Source organism: Deinococcus metalli (genome assembly GCF_014201805.1).
GTDB classification, from domain to species: domain Bacteria; phylum Deinococcota; class Deinococci; order Deinococcales; family Deinococcaceae; genus Deinococcus; species Deinococcus metalli.
Map to the genome: position 1 here is coordinate 944078 of NZ_JACHFK010000001.1, position 19308 is coordinate 963385.

Sequence of the window (19308 nt, forward strand, 5' to 3'; positions counted from 1 at the left end):
TCTGAGACTTTTCTCACGCTCCTCCGCTAGGTTGGGGGTATCCACAACGTTGCCGGAGGTTCCATGAAGAGAAATGCCCTGTCGTCTGTCCTTATCGTTTCCCTGAGCGTGGCCCTGGCCGCGTGCAACCAGCAGAGCAGCCCCGCGCTGAGCGCCCAGGCCGCTGGCCCGGCGCAGCGCTACGTGGTCGTGTTCCGCGACGCGACCCTTCCTGCCGACGCCGGCGCCCGCGTCTCGAAGGCCGGCGGCAAGCTCATGAAGGCCATCGGGAGCGCCGGCGTGGCGACCATCACCGGCACCGCCGCCACGCGCGCCGCCCTAGAAAAAGACAGCGGCGTGCTTGCCGTGGGCCTGGAGCACCTGTACGCCGCGCCGACGGTGAGTGAAGAGGTCAAGGCGACGGCCGCAGACGGCCTGTACAGCGCCACCGCCGCGGACAGCCTGTACGGATACCAGTGGGATATGCGCCGCATCGGCGCGCAGATCGGCGCCAACCGGGTCGGAGCGGCCCAGACGAAAGTCACCGTGGGCGTGCTGGACGTGGGCGTGATGAGCGACCACCCGGACATGGTGGGCCAGATCGCGTACTCCAAGGGCACCAACTACTGCCTGGAGACCGGCGTCGACGGCACGACCGGTTACCCGGTGTACAGCAAGCTTATCGACTTCGACGCCCACCCCGACTTCGATCCCTCAAAGGATTCGTGCACCCCCGCGAACGCGATCTACGAGGATCACGGCACGCACGTGGCGGGCACGGTGGCCGGCAGGGTCGGTGGCGGCGAGATCGTTGGCGTGGCCCCAGGCGCGAAGATCGCCGCGTACAAGGTCTTCGACCGCTACCGCTACACCGACGCCAAGGGCAACGTGGTTGACGGCGTGGGCGGCTTCGACGGCCCGATCTTCGACGCGATCGTGGACGCGGCCAACCGCGGCGTGAACGTGATCAACATGAGCCTGGGCGGGACGCTCGACCGCTCGAACAAGGACGACAACGCGTCGTGGCTGGCGTGGCAGCGCGTCATGACCTACGCCGACAAGAAGGGCACGCTGATCATCGCGTCGGCTGGAAACGACGCGCAGAACTCCAACGGCACCATCGCCCACATCCCGTCGGACGTGCCGGGCATCATGTCCGTGTCCGCGACCGGCGTGACCGCGCTGAAGTCCGAGGCGGGACAGCTCGTCGCGAACGGCCCGGACGTGCTCGCATTCTACTCGAACTACGGCGCCTCCACCGACATCGCCGCGCCCGGTGGGGACTGCGGCACCAACCCCGCCAACGGCCTGAGCTGGTGCGACCGGCCCAGCGGTAACCGCGCCAACCGCCCGGCGACGTGGTTCTACCACCTGATCCTGTCGAGCGTCATCGACCCCACGACCGGCAAGCCCGACTACGCGTGGTTCGCGGGCACCAGCATGGCCAGCCCGCACGTGGCCGGCGTGGCCGCGCTCGTCAAGGCGCAGCACCCGGAATTCAGCCCCAACCAGCTCAAGGCCTACCTGCAGCGCACCACCGAAAAGGTCGGCCAGAAGCAGACCTTCGGCGCCGGTCTGCTCAGCGCCGACCTCTCCACTCGCTGAATCCACCGCCTCCGTCCAGGCCCGCCGCATGGCGGGCCTTGCCCTTGCTCGCGGCCTGCTGCGCTGTCACCCCTCCCGGCGGGCTTGTGGCTCCACATACGCCGCCAGGGCCGCGTCCAGGGTGCCCAGGCGCGCGGCGATCAGTGTGGCCGGATCACGGTGGTAGCCGCCGGCCATCACCGTGACGAGCGGAACGCCCGCCCGCGCCGCCCAGCGGTAGACGCGGTCGTCGCGGGCGCGCAGGCCATCCAGGGTCAGGGCCAGCTTGCCGAGCTGGTCGCCGGCCAGCACGTCCGCCCCGGCGAGGTAGTACGCGAAGTCCGGGCGGAAGGCCGCCACGGCCGGAGCGACCCGGGCGTCCAGCGCCGCGAGGTACGCCCCGTCCTCCGTGCCGTCCGGGAGGGGCACGTCCAGGTCGCCCGTCTCCTTGCGGAAGGGGTAGTTGTTCGCCGCGTGCACGCTGACCGTCAGGACACGAGGCTCGTCGCGGAAGATGTGGGCGGTGCCGTTGCCCTGGTGGACGTCCAGGTCGAGGATCAGGATGCGGCGGGCGTGTCCGTGGTCGAGCAGCCAGCGGGCACCGATCGCCACGTCGTTTAGGAACGAGAAGCCCTCGGCGTGGTCCGCGTAGGCGTGGTGCGTGCCGCCGCCCAGGTTGAGGCCCAGGCCCAGCGTCAGGGCTTCGCGGGTGGCGGCCAGGGTCGCGCCGCTGCTGCCCACGCTTCTCTCCACGACCGCCGGACTCCACGCGAAGCCCAGCGCCCGCTCCTCCTCGCGCGTGACGTGCCCGTCCCGCCAGCGGCGCAGGTACGCGGGATCGTGCACGCGCTCGGCGTCTGCCCACGCCAGGTCCGGGGCGTCCAGCAGGGGGAGGCGCGCGGCCGCACCCTCCAGCAGCAGCCCGATGAACTCTCGCGGCAGGAACTGGCGGCGCGGCGCCGGCCCGGCCGCGTGGACCGCGCGGCGCAGCGGCGTGAAGGCGCGGTACGGGTGGGGGCCGGCGGGCACACCCCAGGCTAGCGGCGCTCGGCGGTCCATGATGGAGCATGGTCGACCTTGTGAAGCGCCTGAACCTCAGCGTGCCGGTCGTGCTCGCCCCGATGGCGGGCGGCGTGGGCACACCGGCCCTGGCGGCGGCCGTATCGGCGGCGGGCGGGCTGGGCAGCCTCGGCGCGGCGTACCTGACCCCGGCGCAGATCGAGGAACACGTCGCGGACGTGCGCCGGCGGACGGAACGGCCCCTCGCGGTGAATCTGTTCGCGCCGCAGCCGGTGCCGGCCGTCACGCCGGCGCAGGTGCGGGCGTCCACCGCGGAACTCGGGCCGTTCCACGCGGCGTTGCACCTGCCGCCGCCCACACTGCCAGAGCGCGTGCAGGAGGACTTCGGCGCCCAGTTCGCGGCCGTCCTGCGCGCCCGGCCGGCGGTGGTCTCGTTCGCGTTCGGCCGGCTCGACCACGCGCACATGGAGGCGCTGCGGGCGGCGGGCCTCCTGACGGTGGGCACGGCGACCAGCGTGCCCGAGGCCGTCGAGCTGGAGCGGGACGGTGTGGATGCCGTGGTCCTCCAGGGCGGCGCGGCAGGCGGCCACCGGGGCGGGTGGCGGCAGGACGATCTCGCGGACACCGTGCTCCTGGTGCGGGCAGCTGTGGCGACAGTGGGCGTGCCGGTCATCGCGGCCGGCGGGCTGATGACGGCGGCGGACGTCCGTGCGGTGCTGGACGCCGGAGCGGCCCTGGCGCAGTGCGGCACGGCGTTCCTGCTGGCCGACGAGGCGGGCACGTCCGCTCCGTACCGCGAGGCGCTGCGCGGCGACGCGGACACCATCCTGACGACCGCGTTCAGCGGCCGCCCGGCCAGGGGGCTGCGCAACGCGCTCAGCGAGGCCGTCCACTCTCCCCTGCCGTACCCGCACCAGAACGCGCTGACCCGGCCCCTGCGCGTCGCGGGAGCGGCGGCGGGCCGGGCGGACATGCTGAGCCTGTGGGCCGGCACCGGCTACCGCCACGCGCAGGCGGCGCCGGCGGCCCACCTCCTCCAGTCGCTGACTCCGTGATGGTTGGAGGTGGCCCCCGCCATCCGGCCAGGGAGGGCGCCCCTCCGTTCGCCCGGCGCGCTTTTGGGCCGGCGAACGCACCATGGGGGCATGACGAACTTCAACGATCTATCGAACACCATCGCCGACGCGGTCGAAACCGTGTCGAAGAGCCTCGTGACCGTCCGTGGCGGGCCGCCCATCAGCGGCAGCGTGATCGGCGCGGGCCTGGTCCTCACCGTGGCGCACGTGCTGCACGCCGACGAGGTGACCGTGGTCACGGCGGACGGCCAGGAACTGCCCGCCACCGTCGCCGGCCGCGACCCGGCGACCGACCTCGCGCTGCTGAAGGTGCCGGGGCTGGACGTGCCGGCCCTGTCGGCGGGCGGCGACGTCCGGGTGGGGGAACTGCTGCTCGCGGTGGGCCGCCCGGAGCACGGCGTCCATGCCACGCTGGGCATGATGGAACGGGGCGCGCCCGGCCGGGGCTGGCTGCCGAGCGGCGCCGCGCCCTTCCGCGGCGTGAGCGGGGGCGCGCTGGTGGACGCCCGCGGCGGCCTGGTCGGCGTGCTGAACGCCGGCGTGTCGCGCGGCACCCTGCTGGCCGTGCCGGCGGCGCGCGCCCTGAAGGTGGCCACGCTGCTGGACACGACCGGCCGCGTGCCCCGCGGGTACCTGGGTCTGTCCACCCAGCCCGTGCGCTTCCCTGGACAGGACGCGCCCGCCGCCGACGCGCGCCGGGACGACGCTGAACGCGGAGGCCGCGAGGACCGGCCGCACCGTCCACACGGCGGCCCGCATGGCCGCGGCGGCTGGGGCGAGCGCCGGCCGGACGGGCGCGGCTGGGGTGGCCCGCGCTGGGACGGGCGCGGCCCCGGGTGGGGACGTGGCGGCCGGCTGGGCCTGACGGTCGTGCAGGTCGAGGCAGACAGTCCGGCCGGGACCGCGGGCGTGCGGGTCGGTGACATCCTGATGGCGCTGGACGGCGGCGCGATCCGGCATCCGCGTGAACTGCTCGACCGCGTCCGCGACCGCGCGGGCGAGGCCGTCACCCTGCGGGTGCTGCGCGGCGGCGACGAGCAGGACGTGAGCGTGACGGTCGGGGAACGCTGATCACGCCGGCCCCGCGCGCCGTAGCATCAGGCATGAGCGACGCCCAGGACGCCCGCCCCACCGTGCGGGTGATGCTGGGCTCCGCCATGCTCGCGGCGGGCGTACAGGCGATCCTATCGGCCGCTGGCCTGGACGTGGCCGACGCGGCGGACGTGCTGATCGTGGACGACACGTGGCTGGCAGACACCGCCGATCTGGAGGGCGCGCCGGCCATGGTGGCCCTCGGCTCGGACAGCTGGGCGGCCGTGCTGCCGGAGCTGTCGTCGGGCGGGTGGGCGGCGCTGCCTCCAGACGCCACGCCGCCCGAACTGCTCGCCGGGGTGCTCGGCGCGGCGGCCGGGCTGGCGGTGCTGCCGCCCGCGCTGGTGCCGGCGGCCGACGTGCCGGACGAGCCGGCAGCGCCGGACTCCGACGTGACCCTCACGCCCCGCGAGCGCGACGTGCTGGCGCTGCTGGCCGAGGGCCTGAGCAACAAGCGCGCCGCGCGCGACCTGGGCGTGTCCGAGAGCACCGTGAAGTTCCACGTGCAGGCCCTGTACTCCAAACTTGGCGTCCAGAGCCGTGCCGGGGCGGTCGCGCGCGGGATCGCGCTGGGGCTGGTCAGCGTCTAGGCCAAGGTCTCAACGGTGGACATGGCGTTGGAGGGTCGAAAACACTCTCCAACGCCATGTCCACCGCTGTCGGTCGTGGTGACTCTCTTCGAAGGGCACCAGCCCACCCGCCCGGATCACGCGAGGATTCAGGCCCTCACTTGATCGGGTGACTGCAGTTCAGCGGTTCACGGCGCTCATGTCCGGGTAGCGGTCGCCGGTCGCGGCGCCGCGCGGGAAGGCCGCGTCGATGCGCGCGAGGTCGTCCGCGTCCAGATGCACGTCCAGCGCCCCGACGTTCTCCTCGAGGTACGCCACGCGCTTGGTGCCAGGGATCGGCACGAGGTCGTCGCCCTGCGCGAGCACCCACGCCAGGGCGAGCTGGCCGGGGGTGCAGCCCTTCTCGGCCGCAATCGTTTCGACCTGCCGCACCAGATCGAGATTCTTCTGGAAGGCCTCGCCCTGGAAGCGGGGGTTGTGGCGCCGGAAGTCGTCCGGCGCGAAGTCCTCGGGGCTGGTGATCTGCCCGGTCAGGAAGCCGCGGCCGAGCGGGCTGTACGGCACAAACCCGATGCCCAGGTCGCGGCAGGTCTGGAGCACGTCGTCCTCGGGGTCACGGGTCCACAGCGAGTACTCGCTCTGCACCGCCGTGATGGGGTGTACGGCGTGCGCGCGGCGCAGCGTGTCGGCGCTCACCTCGCTCAGCCCGATGGCCCGCACCACGCCCGCCTGCACCAGCTCGGCCATGGCTCCGACGGTGTCCTCGATGGGTGTGGCCGGATCGACGCGGTGGAGGTAATACAGGTCCACGTGGTCGGTCTTCAGGCGGCCCAGGCTGGCCTCGACGGCGCGCTTCACGTAGCCGGGCGTGCCGTCGATGCGGCGTCCGCCCGGCGCGGACGGGTCGAAGACGATGCCGAACTTCGTGGCGAGCACCACGCGGTCCCGCTTGCCCTGCAGCCACCCCCCGAGCAGTTCCTCGTTGGTGTGCGGACCGTACATGTCGGCCGTGTCGTAGAACGTCACGCCGAGATCCAGCGCGCGGTCGAGGGTCCGCAGGTTCTCGTCCTGGTCGCGCGGGCCATAGAAGGCGCTCATGCCCATGCAGCCGAGGCCGAGGGCCGAAACGGTCAGGTCACGCAGGCGGCGGGTGGGGAGGCTGGTCGTGGGGGTCATCGGGAACTCCTTGCAGGGGCGAGTACGGAGCGGGGCCAGATGCGCCGTAGGGCACCGTACTCCACGGCGGGTCCGCGGCGCCACCGTCCCCACGCCCTGCGGGCCGATCGTGGGTACACTCGGGCATGCGGCTCGCGGTCTTCGGGGATATCCACGGAAACCTTCCGGCGCTGAGCGCGGCCCTGAACGACATGCGTATCCAGGGAGCGGACGCGCTGGTCTGCGTGGGTGACGTCGCGGCGGACGGCCCATGGCCCGGCGAGTGCGTGCGGCGCGTGGCGCAGCTCGGCTGCCCGGTCGTGCGCGGCAACGCGGACCGCATGCTGCTGGAACCGCCCGTTCCCTTCGAGTCGCGCGGCCTGCCGAACGAGCGCGAGATGCACGACATCGGCGCGTGGAGTGCCGACCAGCTGACGTCGGCGGACCGCGCGCTGCTGGAGACGTACCAGCCCACCGTGGACCTTGGGGACGTCCTGTGCTTCCACGGTAGTCCCGCCCGCGACAGCGAGGTGATCGGGGCGCACACCCCCGCCGCCCGGCTGGACGAACTGCGCCGCGAGTTCGGCACGCAGGCCGTATGGGTGGGCGGGCACACGCACACGGCCCTGGCCCGCGAGCTGGACGGCTGGCAGCTGCTCAACCCGGGCAGCGTGGGCCTGCCCTTCGAGAAGCGCGGCGACACCTACGTCAACCTCGCCCACGCCGAGTACGTGCTGCTGGACGACGACGGCGGCCGCTGGACACCGGTCTTCCGGCGCGTGCCGTACGACGTCGAGGACATCCGGCGCGGCGTGCTCGCCAGCGGCATGCCGCACGCCCGCTGGGCCGCCTCCGAGTGGGTGGCTGGTCATTCCGGATGACGCGGCCGGCCGTTCCACGCGGAACACTGGAGCACCATGTCTGATTCCCTGCAACTGGCCCTGCACGCTGCCGCCACCTCGAACGCCGCCCTGCGGGGCGTGGCCGTGGCCTGCGGCACGCTCCTGCTGTTCGTGCAGGCGGCCGGCTTCGTGGCCGTGGCCCTGACGCACCTTCAGCGCGTGGACTGGCGCGTGGCCGCGCGGATCGTCGTGTCGGGCGCGGTGGCCGTGCTGCTCACGCAGGTGCTGCTGCACACGGTCCACGATCCCCGGCCGTACCTCGTCGAGGGCTACGCGCCGCTCGCCCACGTGTCGGCCGACAACGGCTTTCCCAGCGACCACACGCTGGTGGCCGCACTCCTGGCCGGCTGGGCCGCGTGGCTGTCCCGGCGGAGCCTCCCGGCCTTCGTGGCCGGCGTGGTCGTGATCGCCCTGGGGCGCCTTGCCATCGGTGCCCACCATACGCTGGACGTGCTGGGCAGCATGGGAATCGCCGCCGTGAGCCTGGGCGTGGCGGCCGCGCTGCCCTACCCGCCCGCGTGGACCGGCCGCCGGGTGCTGCCGGGCCGGCCGGCCGGGCACGCCGCCCGCTGACGCCGCTAGCCCACTGCTGCGCCGGTGTCGAGCAGCAGCCGGGGCGTGAACTTCAGGACGTCCGCCGCGACCAGATGCGCGGGAATGCCGCCCACGTGGCGCATCGAGCGCTCGACCGGCACGCCGTGCAGGTGCCCGTACACGATCAGCTCGGGACGGGCCGTATCGATTACGCGGGTGAGCGGATTGGCCGGGTAGGGAGGCGTGGCCGGGGGGTAGTGCAGCATCATCAGCAGGTGGTCGCCGGGCTGCCGCAGCCGCATGGCGGCCTGCACGCTCAGCTCCAGGCGCTGCGCCTCACGGGCCAGCAGCCGCTCGTCCTCCGCGCCCAGCGGGTCGTGGCCGGGCGTGAGCCACCCGCGGGTGCCGCACACCACCACGTTCCCCACCCGCACGGCGTCGTTGACCACGGCCAGCATGCCCGGCGGCAACGCCGAGCGCAGTTTGCCGGCGGTGGGCCACCAGTAGTCGTGGTTGCCGCGCAGCAGCACCTTCGTGCCGGGCAGCGCCGCGACGGTCGCCAGGTCCTGGATCGCCTCGGGCAGCCGCATGGCCCACGACAGGTCGCCCGGCAGCAGCACCACGTCGTCATCCCGCACGGTCTCGCGCCAGCGCTCGTAGATCACGTCGGGGTGCCCGGCCCACTGCGGCCCGAACACCGTCATGGGTTTGGGCGTGACGGTGGCGAGGTGCAGGTCGGCGATGGCGTACACGCGCATGGGGCCTCCGGGCCAACACAAAAAAATCCTCCCGCGTTGGGGAGGACTTGTGTTCTGTGGTCGGGGCGAGAGGATTCGAACCTCCGACCCCGTCGTCCCGAACGACGTGCGCTACCAGGCTGCGCTACGCCCCGAACTCCCGACCACCGCCCCGCCGGAAGCAGGGCAGGGCGTAGTCTACGCGGCCCCCCCGGTGCCGTCAAGCGCGGGCCGCTTACTCGTCCGCGTCGTCCTCCGGAGCGCCCACTTCCGCCCCGGCCGCGGCAGACACCTCACGGATGGCTGCCCAGATGGCGTCGCCGCCGAAGCCGCGCCGCGCCAGAAACGCGTAGGCGCTGGCGCGCGGATCGCGCTTGCGGGCGAGCGCCGGCCAGCGGCGTTCCAGCAGCGTGCGGGCCGACTCGGCCTCCTGATCCGGGTCGCGGGCGGCCACGGTCTCCTGAATCAGCGGTTCGGGCACGCCGCGGCGCTTGAGGGTCTGCCGGACCCGGTGCCGGCCGACCGAGGTGCGGCTTCCCTCCGCGCGGGCCACGTGCGCGTCGTCCTGATAGCCGAGTTCCTGCACGCGCGTCAGGACGGTCTGGACGAGGTCCGGGTCGTCGCTGCGCTTCTCGAGCTTGCCGCGCAGTTCCGACTCGGTCAGTGCCCGGCCGCCCAGCGCGCGGAACGCATAGGCGAGCAGGTCGTCGCGCTCCTCCTGCGGCGTGCGGCGAGGCTTCTCGGCGGGGACGTCAACACGGGAACGGCGCACGCGTTCCAGTATCGCGCTTGCGACTTCACGCCACTGCGGGTATCATCACGAGGTTGCCATCCGACAGGTGGCAACCCTGCACACCGCAGGTGCGCGGAAGATCACCTTCCGGCGCTCGCGTTTCCCCGCGTGGAAACCGCCCCACTGCCGGGACACGGCCGGTGGGAGAACCAGGAGTACACATCATGGCCCTTCGTCACAAGTCCGCCCAGAAACGTCACCGCCAGAGCCTCAAGCGCCGCCTGATCAACCGCAGCCGCAAGAGCACCATCCGCACCTTCACGAAAAAGGCGCTGGAAGCCGTCACGGCCGGCGGGGACATCGCCGCCGCCCAGAGCAAGGCCGAGAGCCTGATCGACAAGGCCGCCAAGGGCAGCACCATCCACAAGAACGCCGCCGCGCGCAAGAAGAGCCGCCTGGCGAAGGCCATCAACAAGGCCAAGGCCGCCCAGCAGGCCTGAACGTACGCTTCTAAGAGGGACACGGCCGCGGCGCCGTGTCCCTTCGCCGTTTGGCCGGACTGCCGTGACCTACTGACGGGTTTCGTTCAGGTCGAGCACGCCACTGACCTTTTTCATGTCGATTTCCAGGGTGTAGCGGCCGGGGTCGCCCGTCGCGGCCAGCTTCAGACCCCACTTGCCCTTCGGGCAGGCCTGCCCCGCCACCTGCGCGCCGTTCGGATCGAGCAGCCGCAGCGTCAGTTCGCCGGAGCGCACGGCACAGCTGCCCTCGACGCCCACGGTCTGGCCCGCCTCGTAGATCTGGTACGAGTAGTGGTTGGTGCCCGAGGCATTGAAGAGGTACGTGGGCATCAGGGTGACGTACCCGACCCGGACGCCGAACGTGAAATACATCAGCGTCAGCACCAGGGCGAGGGCAACAGCAAGCAGCCGCATTCCGGTCAGTGTACCGTGCGCGTTCCTACTGCCCTCTGACACCCTGGCGCCGCCCGGCCGGTTCACGCAGGCTCCGCACACCGTGGGCAAGGCGCTGCACGCCGTCCCTGAGCGCGTCTGGGGGCAGGTGGGCGAAGGCCAGCAGCACCGCGGGCGCGCCGTCCCCCCCGCTCAGGGGGCCCAGCCGCGTCAGGGCCACTCCGTGGCGGGCGGCGGCGGCCACCAGAGCGTCCTCGCCCAGGCCGTCTGGGAGCGGCACGTACACATGCAGGCCCGCGCTGGCGGCCCGCTGCGGCCACTCCGGCAGGTGGGCGCGCAGCGCGGCGAGCAGCACCTCCTGCCGGTGGCGCAGCACGGGCCGGACCCGCCGCAGGTGCCGGGTGTACGCGCCGGACGCCAGCACGTCCCCGAGTGCCAGCGTGTCCAACGTGCCCGGTCCGCGGTCTGTGAGCGCGCGGGTGGCCGCCAGCACCCCGACCACGGCCGGCGGCGCGACCAGAAAGCCGCTGCGCGTGACGGGAGCGAGGACCTTGCTGAAACTGCCCAGCAGCACCGTCCGCTCGGGCGCGAGCCCCTGCATCACCGCCGGCGAGCGGCCGTCCAGCGACAGGTCCGCGGCGTAGTCGTCCTCCAAGATCAGGGCGTCCACCCGCCGGGCCCAGCCCACCACGGCCTGCCGGCGCGGCGCGGGCAGCGTGGCCGTCGTGGGGTACTGGCAGCCCGGCGTCACGTAGGCCAGCGTTGCGTCCGGCGGCAGCGCGTCCGGCTGGAGGCCCGCGCCGTCCACGGGGACGGGCCACAGCGCCGCGCCGGTGGCCGCCAGCGCCGCGCGGGCACCCTCGTAGGTGGGCGATTCCACGGCGGCGGTGCGGCCGGGTTCCAGGAACACGCGCGCCAGGGCGTCCAGGGCGGCCTGCGTACCGGCCGTGAGCATCACCATGTCCGGCGTGACGCGCGCCCCGCGTTCGGCGTTCAGGTACGCGGCCAGGGCGCGCCGCGTCTCCAGTGGTCCCAGCGGATCGGCCGCGCGCCCCGCGGCCCCGCCCGCCCGGCGCGCGAGCGCCTGCGTCCACGCAGCCTCCGGGTAGAGGTCCGGCACGTCCTGGCCCACCCGGAAGTCCACGGCGTACTCGCCGGACCGCTCGCCCGGTCGGCCCTGCACCACGCGCGCCGCCCACGCGCTGAGCGGCAGCGACACTGCCGTACCCGCCGCCGGGGCCGACGCCGGCAGGCTCACGACCGTGCCGCTGCGGCCCCGCACGGTCAGGAAGCCCTCGGCCTCAAGCTGATCCAGGGCGTCCACCAGCGTGTTGCGCGACACGCCCAGCACACCTGCCAGCCGCCGGTGGCCGGGCAGGCGGGTGCCCTGCGGAATGACGCCCCGTCCCAGCAGGTCACGCAGGCTGCGGACCACGCGGGTGTGCTGCGCCTCGCCGGGATGGGCGTCGAGCAGCCGCAGGGCACTCCAGCGGTCCTCCTCCGCGGTCAGCGGCGGAATTCCCGTTCCAGCCACGCGCGCTGCCCGCCCTCGGCCTCCAGCGCCTGCCCGGCCAGCGTCAGGTACCGGTCACGCGCCGCCTGCGCCTGGGCCGGCGTCAGGCCGTGGGCGGCCGGGTCGGCCAGCAGGTCCATCAGGAAGGGATAGACGGGCCGGTGCCCGAGCGGCGCGCCGTTCACGGTGATGTCGGCCGGCCACTTCAGCAGCCAGTCCAGGGCATACGGGCCGGGCTCCAGCACGCAGCCCCCGGGGTACGGCACGCGCGGTGGAGCGGGAAAGGTCACGGCTTCGGCGGTCATGGACCCAGGATGCACCCTGGAGCGCGCCGGCAGTGTAGGCGGGCCGGCACACCCAGGTCAGCCGCGGTCCGCGCCCCGCCGGGTGTGCGCCGCGTACCTCTGCAGCACGTCCCACCCCTGCCCGCCCTTCATGACCTCGCGGGCCGTGTCCACGCCGTCCCGGATGGACGCCACGACGCCGGCTGTGCGCAGGGCCGCCCCGACGTTCAGCGCGACGATGTCCTGCTGGGCGGGCGTGCCGCTGCCGGTGAGCAGCGCGCGGGTGATCTCGGCGTTCTCGGCGGGTGTGCCGCCCACGATGGCCTCGCGCGGGTGGAGCGCCACGCCGGCTTCCTCGGGGTGCAGTTGCCGGTCGATGACCTCGCCGCCGCGCAGGCCCGACACGGTGTTCACGCCGGACACGCTGAACTCGTCCAGGCCGTCGCCGTACACCACCGTCGCGCCGCCCGCGCCGAGCAGGCGCAGCACCTCCGCCAGCGTGCGGGTCAGTTCCGGCTTGAACACCCCGACCACCAGGTGCGTGGCGCCCGCCGGGTTGCTGAGCGGCCCCAGGATGTTGAACACCGTGCGCGACGCCAGATCCGAGCGCACCGCCGCCGCGTGGCGCAGCGCAGGGTGGTAGTTACGCGCGAACATGAAGCCGATCCCCAGAGTGTCCACGGCGTCCGCCACGACCTCCGGGCTGGCGTCGAGGTCCACGCCCAGGGCCTCGAGCACGTCCGCGCTGCCGGCGCGGCTGCTCGCGGCGCGGTTGCCGTGCTTGGCGACCGGCACGCCCGCCCCGGCGACCACGAAGGCGGTCGTGGTGCTGATGTTGAAGGTGTGCGCGCCGTCGCCGCCGGTGCCGACCACGTCCAGCAGCACCGGCCGGGGCCGCACCCGGACCGGCACGGCGTTCTCGCGCATCGCCTGCGCGAAGCCCGCGATCTCCTCCGGGGTCTCGCCGCGCACGCGCAGGGCGGCCAGCGCCGCCGAGAGCCGGACGGCACTCATCTCGCCGGTCATCACCTCGCGCATGAACGCGGTGGCGTCGGCCTGCGAGAGCTGCTCGCCGTTCATCAGCCGGGCGTGGATCATGCGCCCACTCCGCGCGCGTGGAAGGCCCGCACCTCGTGCAGGAAGTTGCGCAGCATGTCCATGCCCCGCTCGGTGGCGATGCTCTCGGGGTGGAACTGCACGCCGTAGACGGGATACTCGCGGTGGCGCAGCGCCATGACGATCTCCTCGCCGGGGTCGGTGGTCCACGCAGTCGCCTGGAGCTCCGGCGGCAGGTCGCGCACGACCAGCGAGTGGTAGCGGGTGACGCTCACGCCGTCCGGCAAACCCGCGAACAGGCCCTGGCCGTCGTGGCGCACCGGGCTGGTCTTGCCGTGCACCGGCAGCAGTGCCCGGCCGACCCGCGCGCCGTACGCCTCTCCGATGCTCTGGTGGCCCAGGCACACGCCCAGCAGCGGGTACTCCGGACCGAGGTCGCGGACGACCTGCACGCTCATGCCGGCCTCCAGCGGCGTGCACGGCCCGGGCGACACCACGATCGCCTCGGGGTTCAGGGCGCGCACCTCGTCAAGCGTGAAGGCGTCGTTGCGCCACACGGTCAGCTCCGCGCCGAGTTCCCCGAGGTACTGCACGAGGTTGTACGTGAACGAGTCGTAGTTGTCGATCAGCAGCACGCGCAGCGGCGCGCTCGGCGTGGGCAGGGTCACCGTGTCACCTCGGGTGGGAGCGTCAGGTCGTCGCCGATGTGCCCGCGCACACTCCAGCGGGCGGGCGGCGTCTCGAGCAGGATCACGTCCAGGTCGTTGGGCGCGACCCCGGCGTAGTCCTCCAGGGCGGCCTGGAGGGCCAGCAGGTACGCGCGCAGCGCCCTGTCCGTTCGCCCGCCCATGACGTGGATCTCCACGATCAGGTGGGCCGCGCCGCGGTCGTCCGGGTGAATGAAGTCCGCGCCGTCCAGGCCGAGGAACCGGTGGGATCGCCCGGCCTCGGGCAGCCCGAGTTCCTGCACCCCGGCGCGCTGGATGGCGTCCGAGACCTGCTGCCGGCGCACGGCGATGAACTCGGCGTGGCCGTAGATCTTGACGTGGAGCATCACTGCCCTCCCCTGCTCACAGCCCACCGGCGGCGAGTTCCACCGCGCGCATCAGGGCGGCGGCCTTGGCGCGGGTCTCGAGTTCCTCGCTGACCGGGTCGCTGTCCGCGACGATGCCCGCGCCCGCCTGGATGTGCACGCGGCCGTGCGCGATCACCATGGTCCGCAGCGTGAGGGCCATGTCCATGCTGCCGTCGAAGGCGATGTACCCGAAGCTGCCGCCGTACGGACCGCGCCGCACGGGTTCGAGTTCGTCGATGATCTCCATAGCGCGGATCTTCGGCGCGCCGCTGACCGTGCCCATCGGCTGAACGCTCGCCAGCGCGTGCAGCGGCGTCTGGCCGGCGCGCAACTGCCCGGTCACGCTGGACACGATGTGCATCACGTGGCTGTAGCGCTCGATGGTGAAGGCGTCCTGCACGCGCACGCTGCCGTATTCGCTGACCCGGCCGAGGTCGTTGCGGCCCAGGTCCACCAGCATCAGGTGCTCGGCGCGCTCCTTCTCGTCGGCCAGCAGTTCGGCCGCGAGCGCGTGGTCGGCTTCCGGCGTGGCGCCGCGCGGCCGCGTGCCGGCGATCGGCCGGGTCGTGACCGAGGCGCCGTCGCTGGCGAGCAGGCTCTCCGGGCTGCTGGCGACCAGCGTGACCGGCCCGAGTTGCAGGTAGCCCAGGTACGGACTGGGATTCACGCGGCGCAGCGCGCGGTACAGCGCGAAGGGGTGCACGCCGCCCAGCTCCGCACTGAAGCGCTGCGCGGGCACCACCTGGAAGATGTCGCCGGCGCGGATGTACTCCAGCGCGCGCTCCACCGCGGCCTGGTAGCCCTGCGGCGTGAAGTTGCTGGTGAACTGCGGCGCGGGCACGCTGCCCTGCCCCGGTACGTCCGGCAGCGGGCCGCGCAGGCGGGCGACCAGCGTCTGCACCTCGGCCTCGGCGGCGTCGACCGATGGGGCCGTCGCCACCGCGACCAGGCGGTGACGCAGGTGATCGAAGATCACCATGCCGCGCGGCGCGATGAAACACGCGTCCGGCACGTCCAGCTCGTCCGGATTGGCGTCCGGCAGGCGTTCGTACGCCCGCACGATGTCGTACGCGGCGTACCCGACCGCGCCCCCCACGAAGGCGGGCAGCCCGTCGGGTACCGGCACGGTGCGGGTGATCGCGGCGTACAGCCGGGCGAGCGGGTCCGCGTCCGGCCCGGTCCCGTCGCCGAACACGCCGCTGGAGTGCACGTGCCCGGCGCGGTACTCGAAGCGGCCCTGCTCGCCCACCCCGATGAACGAGTAGCGGCCGAGCTTCTCGCCGGCCTCCACGCTCTCGAGCAGGAAGGTGACGGTCTCGCCCTGGGCCACTTTCAGGTATGCAGTGACGGGCGTGTCCAGATCGGCGTTCAGCTCGGTGACGGCCAGGTGGAGGGTATCGGGGGTCGGCGTGGCGTGGGCTGTGGTCATGCGGCTCCTGTGCGGCGGGGCAAAAGAAAACGCCCGGTGGGGTGATCCACCTGGGCGCGTCCATCGAGCGGTCTACAGCGCGTTACACCCAGGCAAAGCTGGGCCACCACCACGCGCGGCGTTCGGACATGAGCGGAGCATAGCGCGCCCACCCGCCGGCCTCAAGGGGCGCTCAGGAGCGCAGCTCCGCGCGCGCGGGGGCCGAAGGGGCGCCCGCGTCCTCCTCGTCCTCCAGCGGCGCGAACAGCCGGTCGAGGTCTGCGGCCGTGAGCTGCGTCGCGTCGCTCAGGCCTCCGTCCAGCACGGCGCGCGCCAGGTTCGCCTTGCGGCCCTGCAGGTCGAGGATGCGCTCCTCCACGCTGCCCGCCGCGATCAGCTTGTACACGAAGACCGGCTTGTCCTGCCCGATGCGGTACGCGCGGTCCGTCGCCTGGTCCTCGGCGGCCGGGTTCCACCACGGGTCGTAGTGAATGACGGTGTCGGCAGCGGTGAGGTTCAGGCCCACCCCACCGGCCTTGAGGGTGATCAGGAACACGTGCGTGCGCCCGGCCTGGAACGCGTCGATCTGCTCCTGGCGGTCCTGCGTCTGCCCGGTCAGCATGGAGTACGGGATGCCCTCGGCTTTGAGCCACGGCTCCAGGTGGCCCAGCAGCGTGGCGAAGGAGCTGAAGATCAGCACGCGGCGGCCCTCCTCCAGCATCTGCGGCAGGTTGCCCTGCAGCCAGTCGAACTTCGCGTTGCCCTGCACGCCCGCCGCGGCGTCCAGCTTCACCAGGCGCGGATCGGTCACGGCCTGGCGGAGCTTGAGCAGCGCGTCCAGGATGGCGATGGTGGACCGGGCCAGACCGCGGGCGCGCAGCTCCTCCTGCACGCGGCCCTGCATGGTCACGCGCACGGTCTCGTACAGGTCGCGCTGGTCGCCGTCCAGCGTCACGCGCACGGGGATCTCGGTCTTGGGCGGCAGCTCGCGCGCCACGTCGCGCTTCTCGCGCCGCAGGATGAACGGCCGCACCCGAGCCGCCAGCGCCGTCCGCCGCGCGGGATCGCCGCGCTTCTCGATGGGCGTGCGGTACAGCTCCCGGAAGGTCCGCTCGTCGTGCAGCAGGCCCGGCGCCAGGAAGTTGAACTGCGACCACAGCTCGCCCAGATGGTTTTCCAGCGGCGTGCCCGTCAGCGCCAGGCGGTAGCGGGCGTCCAGCGCGCCGGCCGCCTTCGCCGCGGCGGTCTTGCTGTTCTTGATGTTCTGCGCCTCGTCCAGGATCACCAGGTGGTACGCGAACGCCGCCAGATCTTCCAGATCGCGCGGCAGCAGCGGATACGTCGTCAGGATCAGGTCGTGCTGCGGAATCCGCTCGAAGCTCGCGCGGCGGTCCTTGCCGTGCAGCGTCAGCACCCGCAGCGACGGCGCGAACTTCGCCGCCTCGGACTGCCAGTTCCCGATCACGGAGGTCGGCGCGACCACCAGACTGGGCCGGTCGGCGCGGCCGGACTCCTGCTCCAGCAGCAGGTGCGCGAGCGTCTGGACCGTCTTGCCCAGCCCCATGTCGTCGGCCAGGATGCCGCCCATGTCGTACTGGCGCAGGAACTGCAGCCACGCGAGGCCCTGGAGCTGGTACGGGCGCAGATCGGCGTTCAGGCCCTGCGGGGGCCGCACCGGGTCGATGCCGCCGAAGTCGCGCAGACGGCGGCCGAGGTCGAGCAGGCGCTCGGCGCCCAGCCAGCGGGCCTGCACGGCGCCCTCCAGTTCGGCAAGGCGGGCGGCGTCGAGCAGCGGGAGCTTCAGCGGGCCGGGCGGCAGGTCGCGCAGATTGAGTTCAACCAGCACGCTCAGGATGGCGCGGATGCGCCCGGCGGGCAAAGCGACGCGGCGGCCATCTGCCAGGGTGGCGGTGATGGTCTCGTCGTCGGAGAGATCCTGCAGCGCCTCGGGCGTGAACAGTTCCGGCTGCCGGGCGATCAGGTCGGCCAGCACGGGGATCAGGCTGACCTGCTGGCCGTCCACCACGATGCCCAGGTCGAGGGTGAACCACCCGCCGGCGCTGTCGTCGGCGTGCCCATACCAGTCGGTGATCTGCGCGAAGTTCAGCGGGAAGTCCGGGTGGAGCAGGACCGTGAAGCCCTGGGCTTCCAGCGCGTGGCGGCCCTCGCGCATGAAGTCGGCCCACGCGTCGTCGCCGTCCAGACTCAGCAGGTCGCCGAGGTCTCCGGGCAGCGTGAAGTCGCCCTGGTACAGGTCTTCCAGGCGCTGGAAGCCGGCGAGGTGCAGGTCGCGGCTGGCGTCGCGTTCCTGCTGGGGCCGGCGGGTCACGCGCGTCAGGACCCCGTCGCGGTACAGGGTGGGGCCGCTGCTGGCGGCGCCGTCGGGAACGGCCAGACCGCCGTAGGCGTGCCGGAGTTCGGCCGCCGGGAACACCCGCGTCTCGGGTCGGCGGGCCCAGCCGTCGCGGACATACACGGTGGCGGTGCGGCCCATCAGGTGCAGCTGAGGGGTGTACGGCAGGTCCTCTTCACGCACCTGCACGGTCTGCGGGATGGGCAGGTTCAGGCCGGACGCAGTGATCGCGTGGGCCAGCGCTGTGGCCTGGGCCGGCGCCAGGCTGGGGCCGGACAGGAAGCGGGCGACCTGATCCGGGCTGGCGTTCACGCCCAGGCGGCTGAGTTCCGCGATGTCCGGCTGCACCGCCCACGGGGGCGTGACCGGCAGCACGACCGCGCCCGGCACGTGCGGGGCGATCAGGGTCGGCGTCTGGGCGCCGCGGGCGTCGCTGGCCCACGCGAGTTCACCGGCAAGCTCCGGACCGCGCCGCAGCGGCTGGTCCGCGCGTTCCCAGCACAGCCGGCCGGAACCGAGCAGCGAGTCGATCAGCAGGTCGCCGGCGGGGTGGTCCGTCAGGGCGTACAGTTCCTCGCCGTAGCGGCCGGGCTCATGGGCGGGCGCGGTGGCCATCTCCAGCAGCCGCAGGATACGGTCGTCGCGGCGCACGAAGCCGGGCGCGGTCGAGAGCGTCCTGGGCACGCTATAGCGCTCAGCGCCGCGCAGGTCGGGCAGGTCGCCGCGCACCGGCACCCGCATGACCTGGATGGCGACCCGCCGCGAACCGCCACCGCTGGCGGGGGGCAGCAGGCGCAGCAGGTAGCGCAACTCGAACTGCCGGCCGCGCGTCTGGCCCGGCTGCTCTTGGAAGGACGCCAGCCACTGCTGGGTACGCGCGTCGAGCGCTTCCTCGGTGGCGCGCGGGACGGGCGCGGCGGGAATCGCCGCGGGGCGGGGCGTGGGCGGCGGATCGGTAGCGAGCACCAGGGCCGCCACGTGCCGGCAGCGGTAGCGGCCGCAGGTGCACGACGACGCCCGCAGCTGCGGGTCGGGCGGCGGAGTCAGCTCCACGCTGGCGTGGTACGTGGTGCCGGCGTCCTGCACGTCGCCGGTGGCGCGCCAGCCGGCGTCTGTCCACTCGCGCGACACGTTCTGCACCGCGCCTTCCCGCAGCGCGAGGCCCTGGGCGGCCGTATCCAGGCCGAACCCGGGCGGCAACCGGCTGAGCTTCACGGCTGCCCCGCCGGGCTGGCGGTCAGGGGCTCGTCAACAAACACGCCCCCGAGTCTAGCGCGCGTGGGGTGACGAATGTCTGACCTTCCCGGCACTTGCCCCGGCGGTG

At 73.0% G+C, this 19308-nt stretch carries 19 protein-coding genes and 1 tRNA gene; 7 read left to right on the forward strand and 13 right to left on the reverse strand.

Features of this window, described 5'->3' with window-relative positions:
* Positions 1-63: 63 nt before the first annotated feature.
* Positions 64-1584, forward strand: coding sequence for a S8 family peptidase (locus tag HNQ07_RS04630; RefSeq protein WP_184109689.1), 1521 nt, complete (start codon positions 64-66; stop codon positions 1582-1584).
* A 66-nt stretch (positions 1585-1650) separates the two neighbouring features.
* Here HNQ07_RS04630 and HNQ07_RS04635 read toward each other — a convergent pair whose 3' ends face one another.
* On the reverse strand, positions 1651-2592 hold the full coding sequence (locus tag HNQ07_RS04635) for a histone deacetylase family protein (RefSeq protein ID WP_229831730.1): 942 nt from the start codon (positions 2590-2592) through the stop codon (positions 1651-1653).
* Positions 2593-2630: 38 nt separating this feature from the next.
* Between HNQ07_RS04635 and HNQ07_RS04640 the strand changes: the two genes are divergently transcribed.
* The 3 genes from HNQ07_RS04640 (at position 2631) to HNQ07_RS04650 (ending at position 5341) form a co-directional block, all read left to right on the forward strand.
* Positions 2631-3638 carry an NAD(P)H-dependent flavin oxidoreductase gene (locus HNQ07_RS04640; RefSeq protein ID WP_184109691.1) on the forward strand — a complete coding sequence of 336 codons (1008 nt, stop codon included), beginning with the start codon at positions 2631-2633 and terminating at the stop codon, positions 3636-3638.
* A gap of 90 nt (positions 3639-3728) precedes the next feature.
* Positions 3729-4730, forward strand: a complete 1002-nt coding sequence (locus HNQ07_RS04645) for a S1C family serine protease (RefSeq protein WP_184109692.1) — start codon at positions 3729-3731, stop codon at positions 4728-4730.
* 32 nt (positions 4731-4762) lie between these two features.
* Positions 4763-5341 (forward strand): response regulator transcription factor, encoded by a 579-nt coding sequence (locus tag HNQ07_RS04650; RefSeq protein WP_184109693.1) that lies wholly within the window; start codon positions 4763-4765, stop codon positions 5339-5341.
* A 159-nt stretch (positions 5342-5500) separates the two neighbouring features.
* On the opposite strand, the gene HNQ07_RS04655 is transcribed toward HNQ07_RS04650, so the two are convergent.
* A complete protein-coding gene (locus HNQ07_RS04655) occupies positions 5501-6496 on the reverse strand; it encodes an aldo/keto reductase (protein WP_184109694.1) in 996 nt (331 codons plus the stop codon).
* A 125-nt stretch (positions 6497-6621) separates the two neighbouring features.
* Here HNQ07_RS04655 and HNQ07_RS04660 point away from each other — a divergent pair, with 125 nt between their 5' ends.
* The gene (locus tag HNQ07_RS04660; RefSeq protein WP_184109695.1) at positions 6622-7356 is read left to right on the forward strand and encodes a metallophosphoesterase family protein; all 735 of its coding nucleotides are present in this window, start codon (positions 6622-6624) and stop codon (positions 7354-7356) included.
* A 36-nt stretch (positions 7357-7392) separates the two neighbouring features.
* The gene (locus HNQ07_RS04665) at positions 7393-7950 is read left to right on the forward strand and encodes a phosphatase PAP2 family protein (protein ID WP_184109696.1); all 558 of its coding nucleotides are present in this window, start codon (positions 7393-7395) and stop codon (positions 7948-7950) included.
* Positions 7951-7955: 5 nt separating this feature from the next.
* Here HNQ07_RS04665 and HNQ07_RS04670 read toward each other — a convergent pair whose 3' ends face one another.
* The 3 genes from HNQ07_RS04670 to HNQ07_RS04680 form a co-directional block, all read right to left on the reverse strand.
* Positions 7956-8669 carry a metallophosphoesterase gene (locus HNQ07_RS04670; protein ID WP_184109697.1) on the reverse strand — a complete coding sequence of 238 codons (714 nt, stop codon included), beginning with the start codon at positions 8667-8669 and terminating at the stop codon, positions 7956-7958.
* Between the two features lie 57 nt (positions 8670-8726).
* Positions 8727-8803, reverse strand: a tRNA-Pro gene (locus HNQ07_RS04675).
* A gap of 80 nt (positions 8804-8883) precedes the next feature.
* On the reverse strand, positions 8884-9429 hold the full coding sequence (locus tag HNQ07_RS04680) for a regulatory protein RecX (RefSeq protein WP_221274791.1): 546 nt from the start codon (positions 9427-9429) through the stop codon (positions 8884-8886).
* Between the two features lie 176 nt (positions 9430-9605).
* Here HNQ07_RS04680 and rpsT point away from each other — a divergent pair, with 176 nt between their 5' ends.
* Positions 9606-9881, forward strand: a complete 276-nt coding sequence (gene rpsT, locus HNQ07_RS04685) for a 30S ribosomal protein S20 (RefSeq protein ID WP_184109698.1) — start codon at positions 9606-9608, stop codon at positions 9879-9881.
* Between the two features lie 69 nt (positions 9882-9950).
* Here the strand turns inward: rpsT and HNQ07_RS04690 are convergent, their stop codons facing one another.
* The 8 genes from HNQ07_RS04690 to HNQ07_RS04725 form a co-directional block, all read right to left on the reverse strand.
* A complete protein-coding gene (locus tag HNQ07_RS04690) occupies positions 9951-10316 on the reverse strand; it encodes a hypothetical protein (protein ID WP_184109699.1) in 366 nt (121 codons plus the stop codon).
* 25 nt (positions 10317-10341) lie between these two features.
* Complete coding sequence (locus HNQ07_RS04695) at positions 10342-11829, reverse strand: aminotransferase-like domain-containing protein (protein ID WP_184109700.1); 1488 nt, start codon at positions 11827-11829, stop codon at positions 10342-10344.
* A complete protein-coding gene (locus HNQ07_RS04700) occupies positions 11802-12113 on the reverse strand; it encodes a hypothetical protein (protein ID WP_184109701.1) in 312 nt (103 codons plus the stop codon). Before HNQ07_RS04700 ends, HNQ07_RS04695 begins: the two co-directional genes overlap by 28 nt.
* A gap of 57 nt (positions 12114-12170) precedes the next feature.
* Positions 12171-13190, reverse strand: coding sequence for an anthranilate phosphoribosyltransferase (trpD, locus tag HNQ07_RS04705; protein ID WP_184109702.1), 1020 nt, complete (start codon positions 13188-13190; stop codon positions 12171-12173).
* On the reverse strand, positions 13187-13816 hold the full coding sequence (locus tag HNQ07_RS04710) for an anthranilate synthase component II (protein ID WP_229831728.1): 630 nt from the start codon (positions 13814-13816) through the stop codon (positions 13187-13189). Before HNQ07_RS04710 ends, trpD begins: the two co-directional genes overlap by 4 nt.
* Complete coding sequence (locus HNQ07_RS04715; protein WP_184109703.1) at positions 13813-14202, reverse strand: tautomerase family protein; 390 nt, start codon at positions 14200-14202, stop codon at positions 13813-13815. Before HNQ07_RS04715 ends, HNQ07_RS04710 begins: the two co-directional genes overlap by 4 nt.
* Before the next feature lie 16 nt (positions 14203-14218).
* The gene (gene trpE, locus HNQ07_RS04720; protein ID WP_184109704.1) at positions 14219-15652 is read right to left on the reverse strand and encodes an anthranilate synthase component I; all 1434 of its coding nucleotides are present in this window, start codon (positions 15650-15652) and stop codon (positions 14219-14221) included.
* Between the two features lie 172 nt (positions 15653-15824).
* Positions 15825-19199, reverse strand: a complete 3375-nt coding sequence (locus tag HNQ07_RS04725; RefSeq protein WP_184109705.1) for a DEAD/DEAH box helicase — start codon at positions 19197-19199, stop codon at positions 15825-15827.
* Between the last annotated feature and the right edge of the window lie 109 nt (positions 19200-19308).

What these genes read in the sequence shown, in the direction of transcription:
- trpD (WP_184109702.1), bottom strand. Translation starts at nt 13,190, where the DNA reads ATGATCCACGCCCGGCTGATGAACGGCGAGCAGCTCTCGCAGGCCGAC.
- HNQ07_RS04660 (WP_184109695.1), top strand. Translation starts at nt 6,622, where the DNA reads ATGCGGCTCGCGGTCTTCGGGGATATCCACGGAAACCTTCCGGCGCTG.
- HNQ07_RS04630 (WP_184109689.1), top strand. Translation starts at nt 64, where the DNA reads ATGAAGAGAAATGCCCTGTCGTCTGTCCTTATCGTTTCCCTGAGCGTG.
- HNQ07_RS04665 (WP_184109696.1), top strand. Translation starts at nt 7,393, where the DNA reads ATGTCTGATTCCCTGCAACTGGCCCTGCACGCTGCCGCCACCTCGAAC.
- HNQ07_RS04640 (WP_184109691.1), top strand. Translation starts at nt 2,631, where the DNA reads ATGGTCGACCTTGTGAAGCGCCTGAACCTCAGCGTGCCGGTCGTGCTC.
- HNQ07_RS04645 (WP_184109692.1), top strand. Translation starts at nt 3,729, where the DNA reads ATGACGAACTTCAACGATCTATCGAACACCATCGCCGACGCGGTCGAA.
- HNQ07_RS04670 (WP_184109697.1), bottom strand. Translation starts at nt 8,669, where the DNA reads ATGCGCGTGTACGCCATCGCCGACCTGCACCTCGCCACCGTCACGCCC.
- HNQ07_RS04690 (WP_184109699.1), bottom strand. Translation starts at nt 10,316, where the DNA reads ATGCGGCTGCTTGCTGTTGCCCTCGCCCTGGTGCTGACGCTGATGTAT.
- HNQ07_RS04700 (WP_184109701.1), bottom strand. Translation starts at nt 12,113, where the DNA reads ATGACCGCCGAAGCCGTGACCTTTCCCGCTCCACCGCGCGTGCCGTAC.
- trpE (WP_184109704.1), bottom strand. Translation starts at nt 15,652, where the DNA reads ATGACCACAGCCCACGCCACGCCGACCCCCGATACCCTCCACCTGGCC.
- HNQ07_RS04650 (WP_184109693.1), top strand. Translation starts at nt 4,763, where the DNA reads ATGAGCGACGCCCAGGACGCCCGCCCCACCGTGCGGGTGATGCTGGGC.
- HNQ07_RS04655 (WP_184109694.1), bottom strand. Translation starts at nt 6,496, where the DNA reads ATGACCCCCACGACCAGCCTCCCCACCCGCCGCCTGCGTGACCTGACC.
- HNQ07_RS04715 (WP_184109703.1), bottom strand. Translation starts at nt 14,202, where the DNA reads ATGCTCCACGTCAAGATCTACGGCCACGCCGAGTTCATCGCCGTGCGC.
- rpsT (WP_184109698.1), top strand. Translation starts at nt 9,606, where the DNA reads ATGGCCCTTCGTCACAAGTCCGCCCAGAAACGTCACCGCCAGAGCCTC.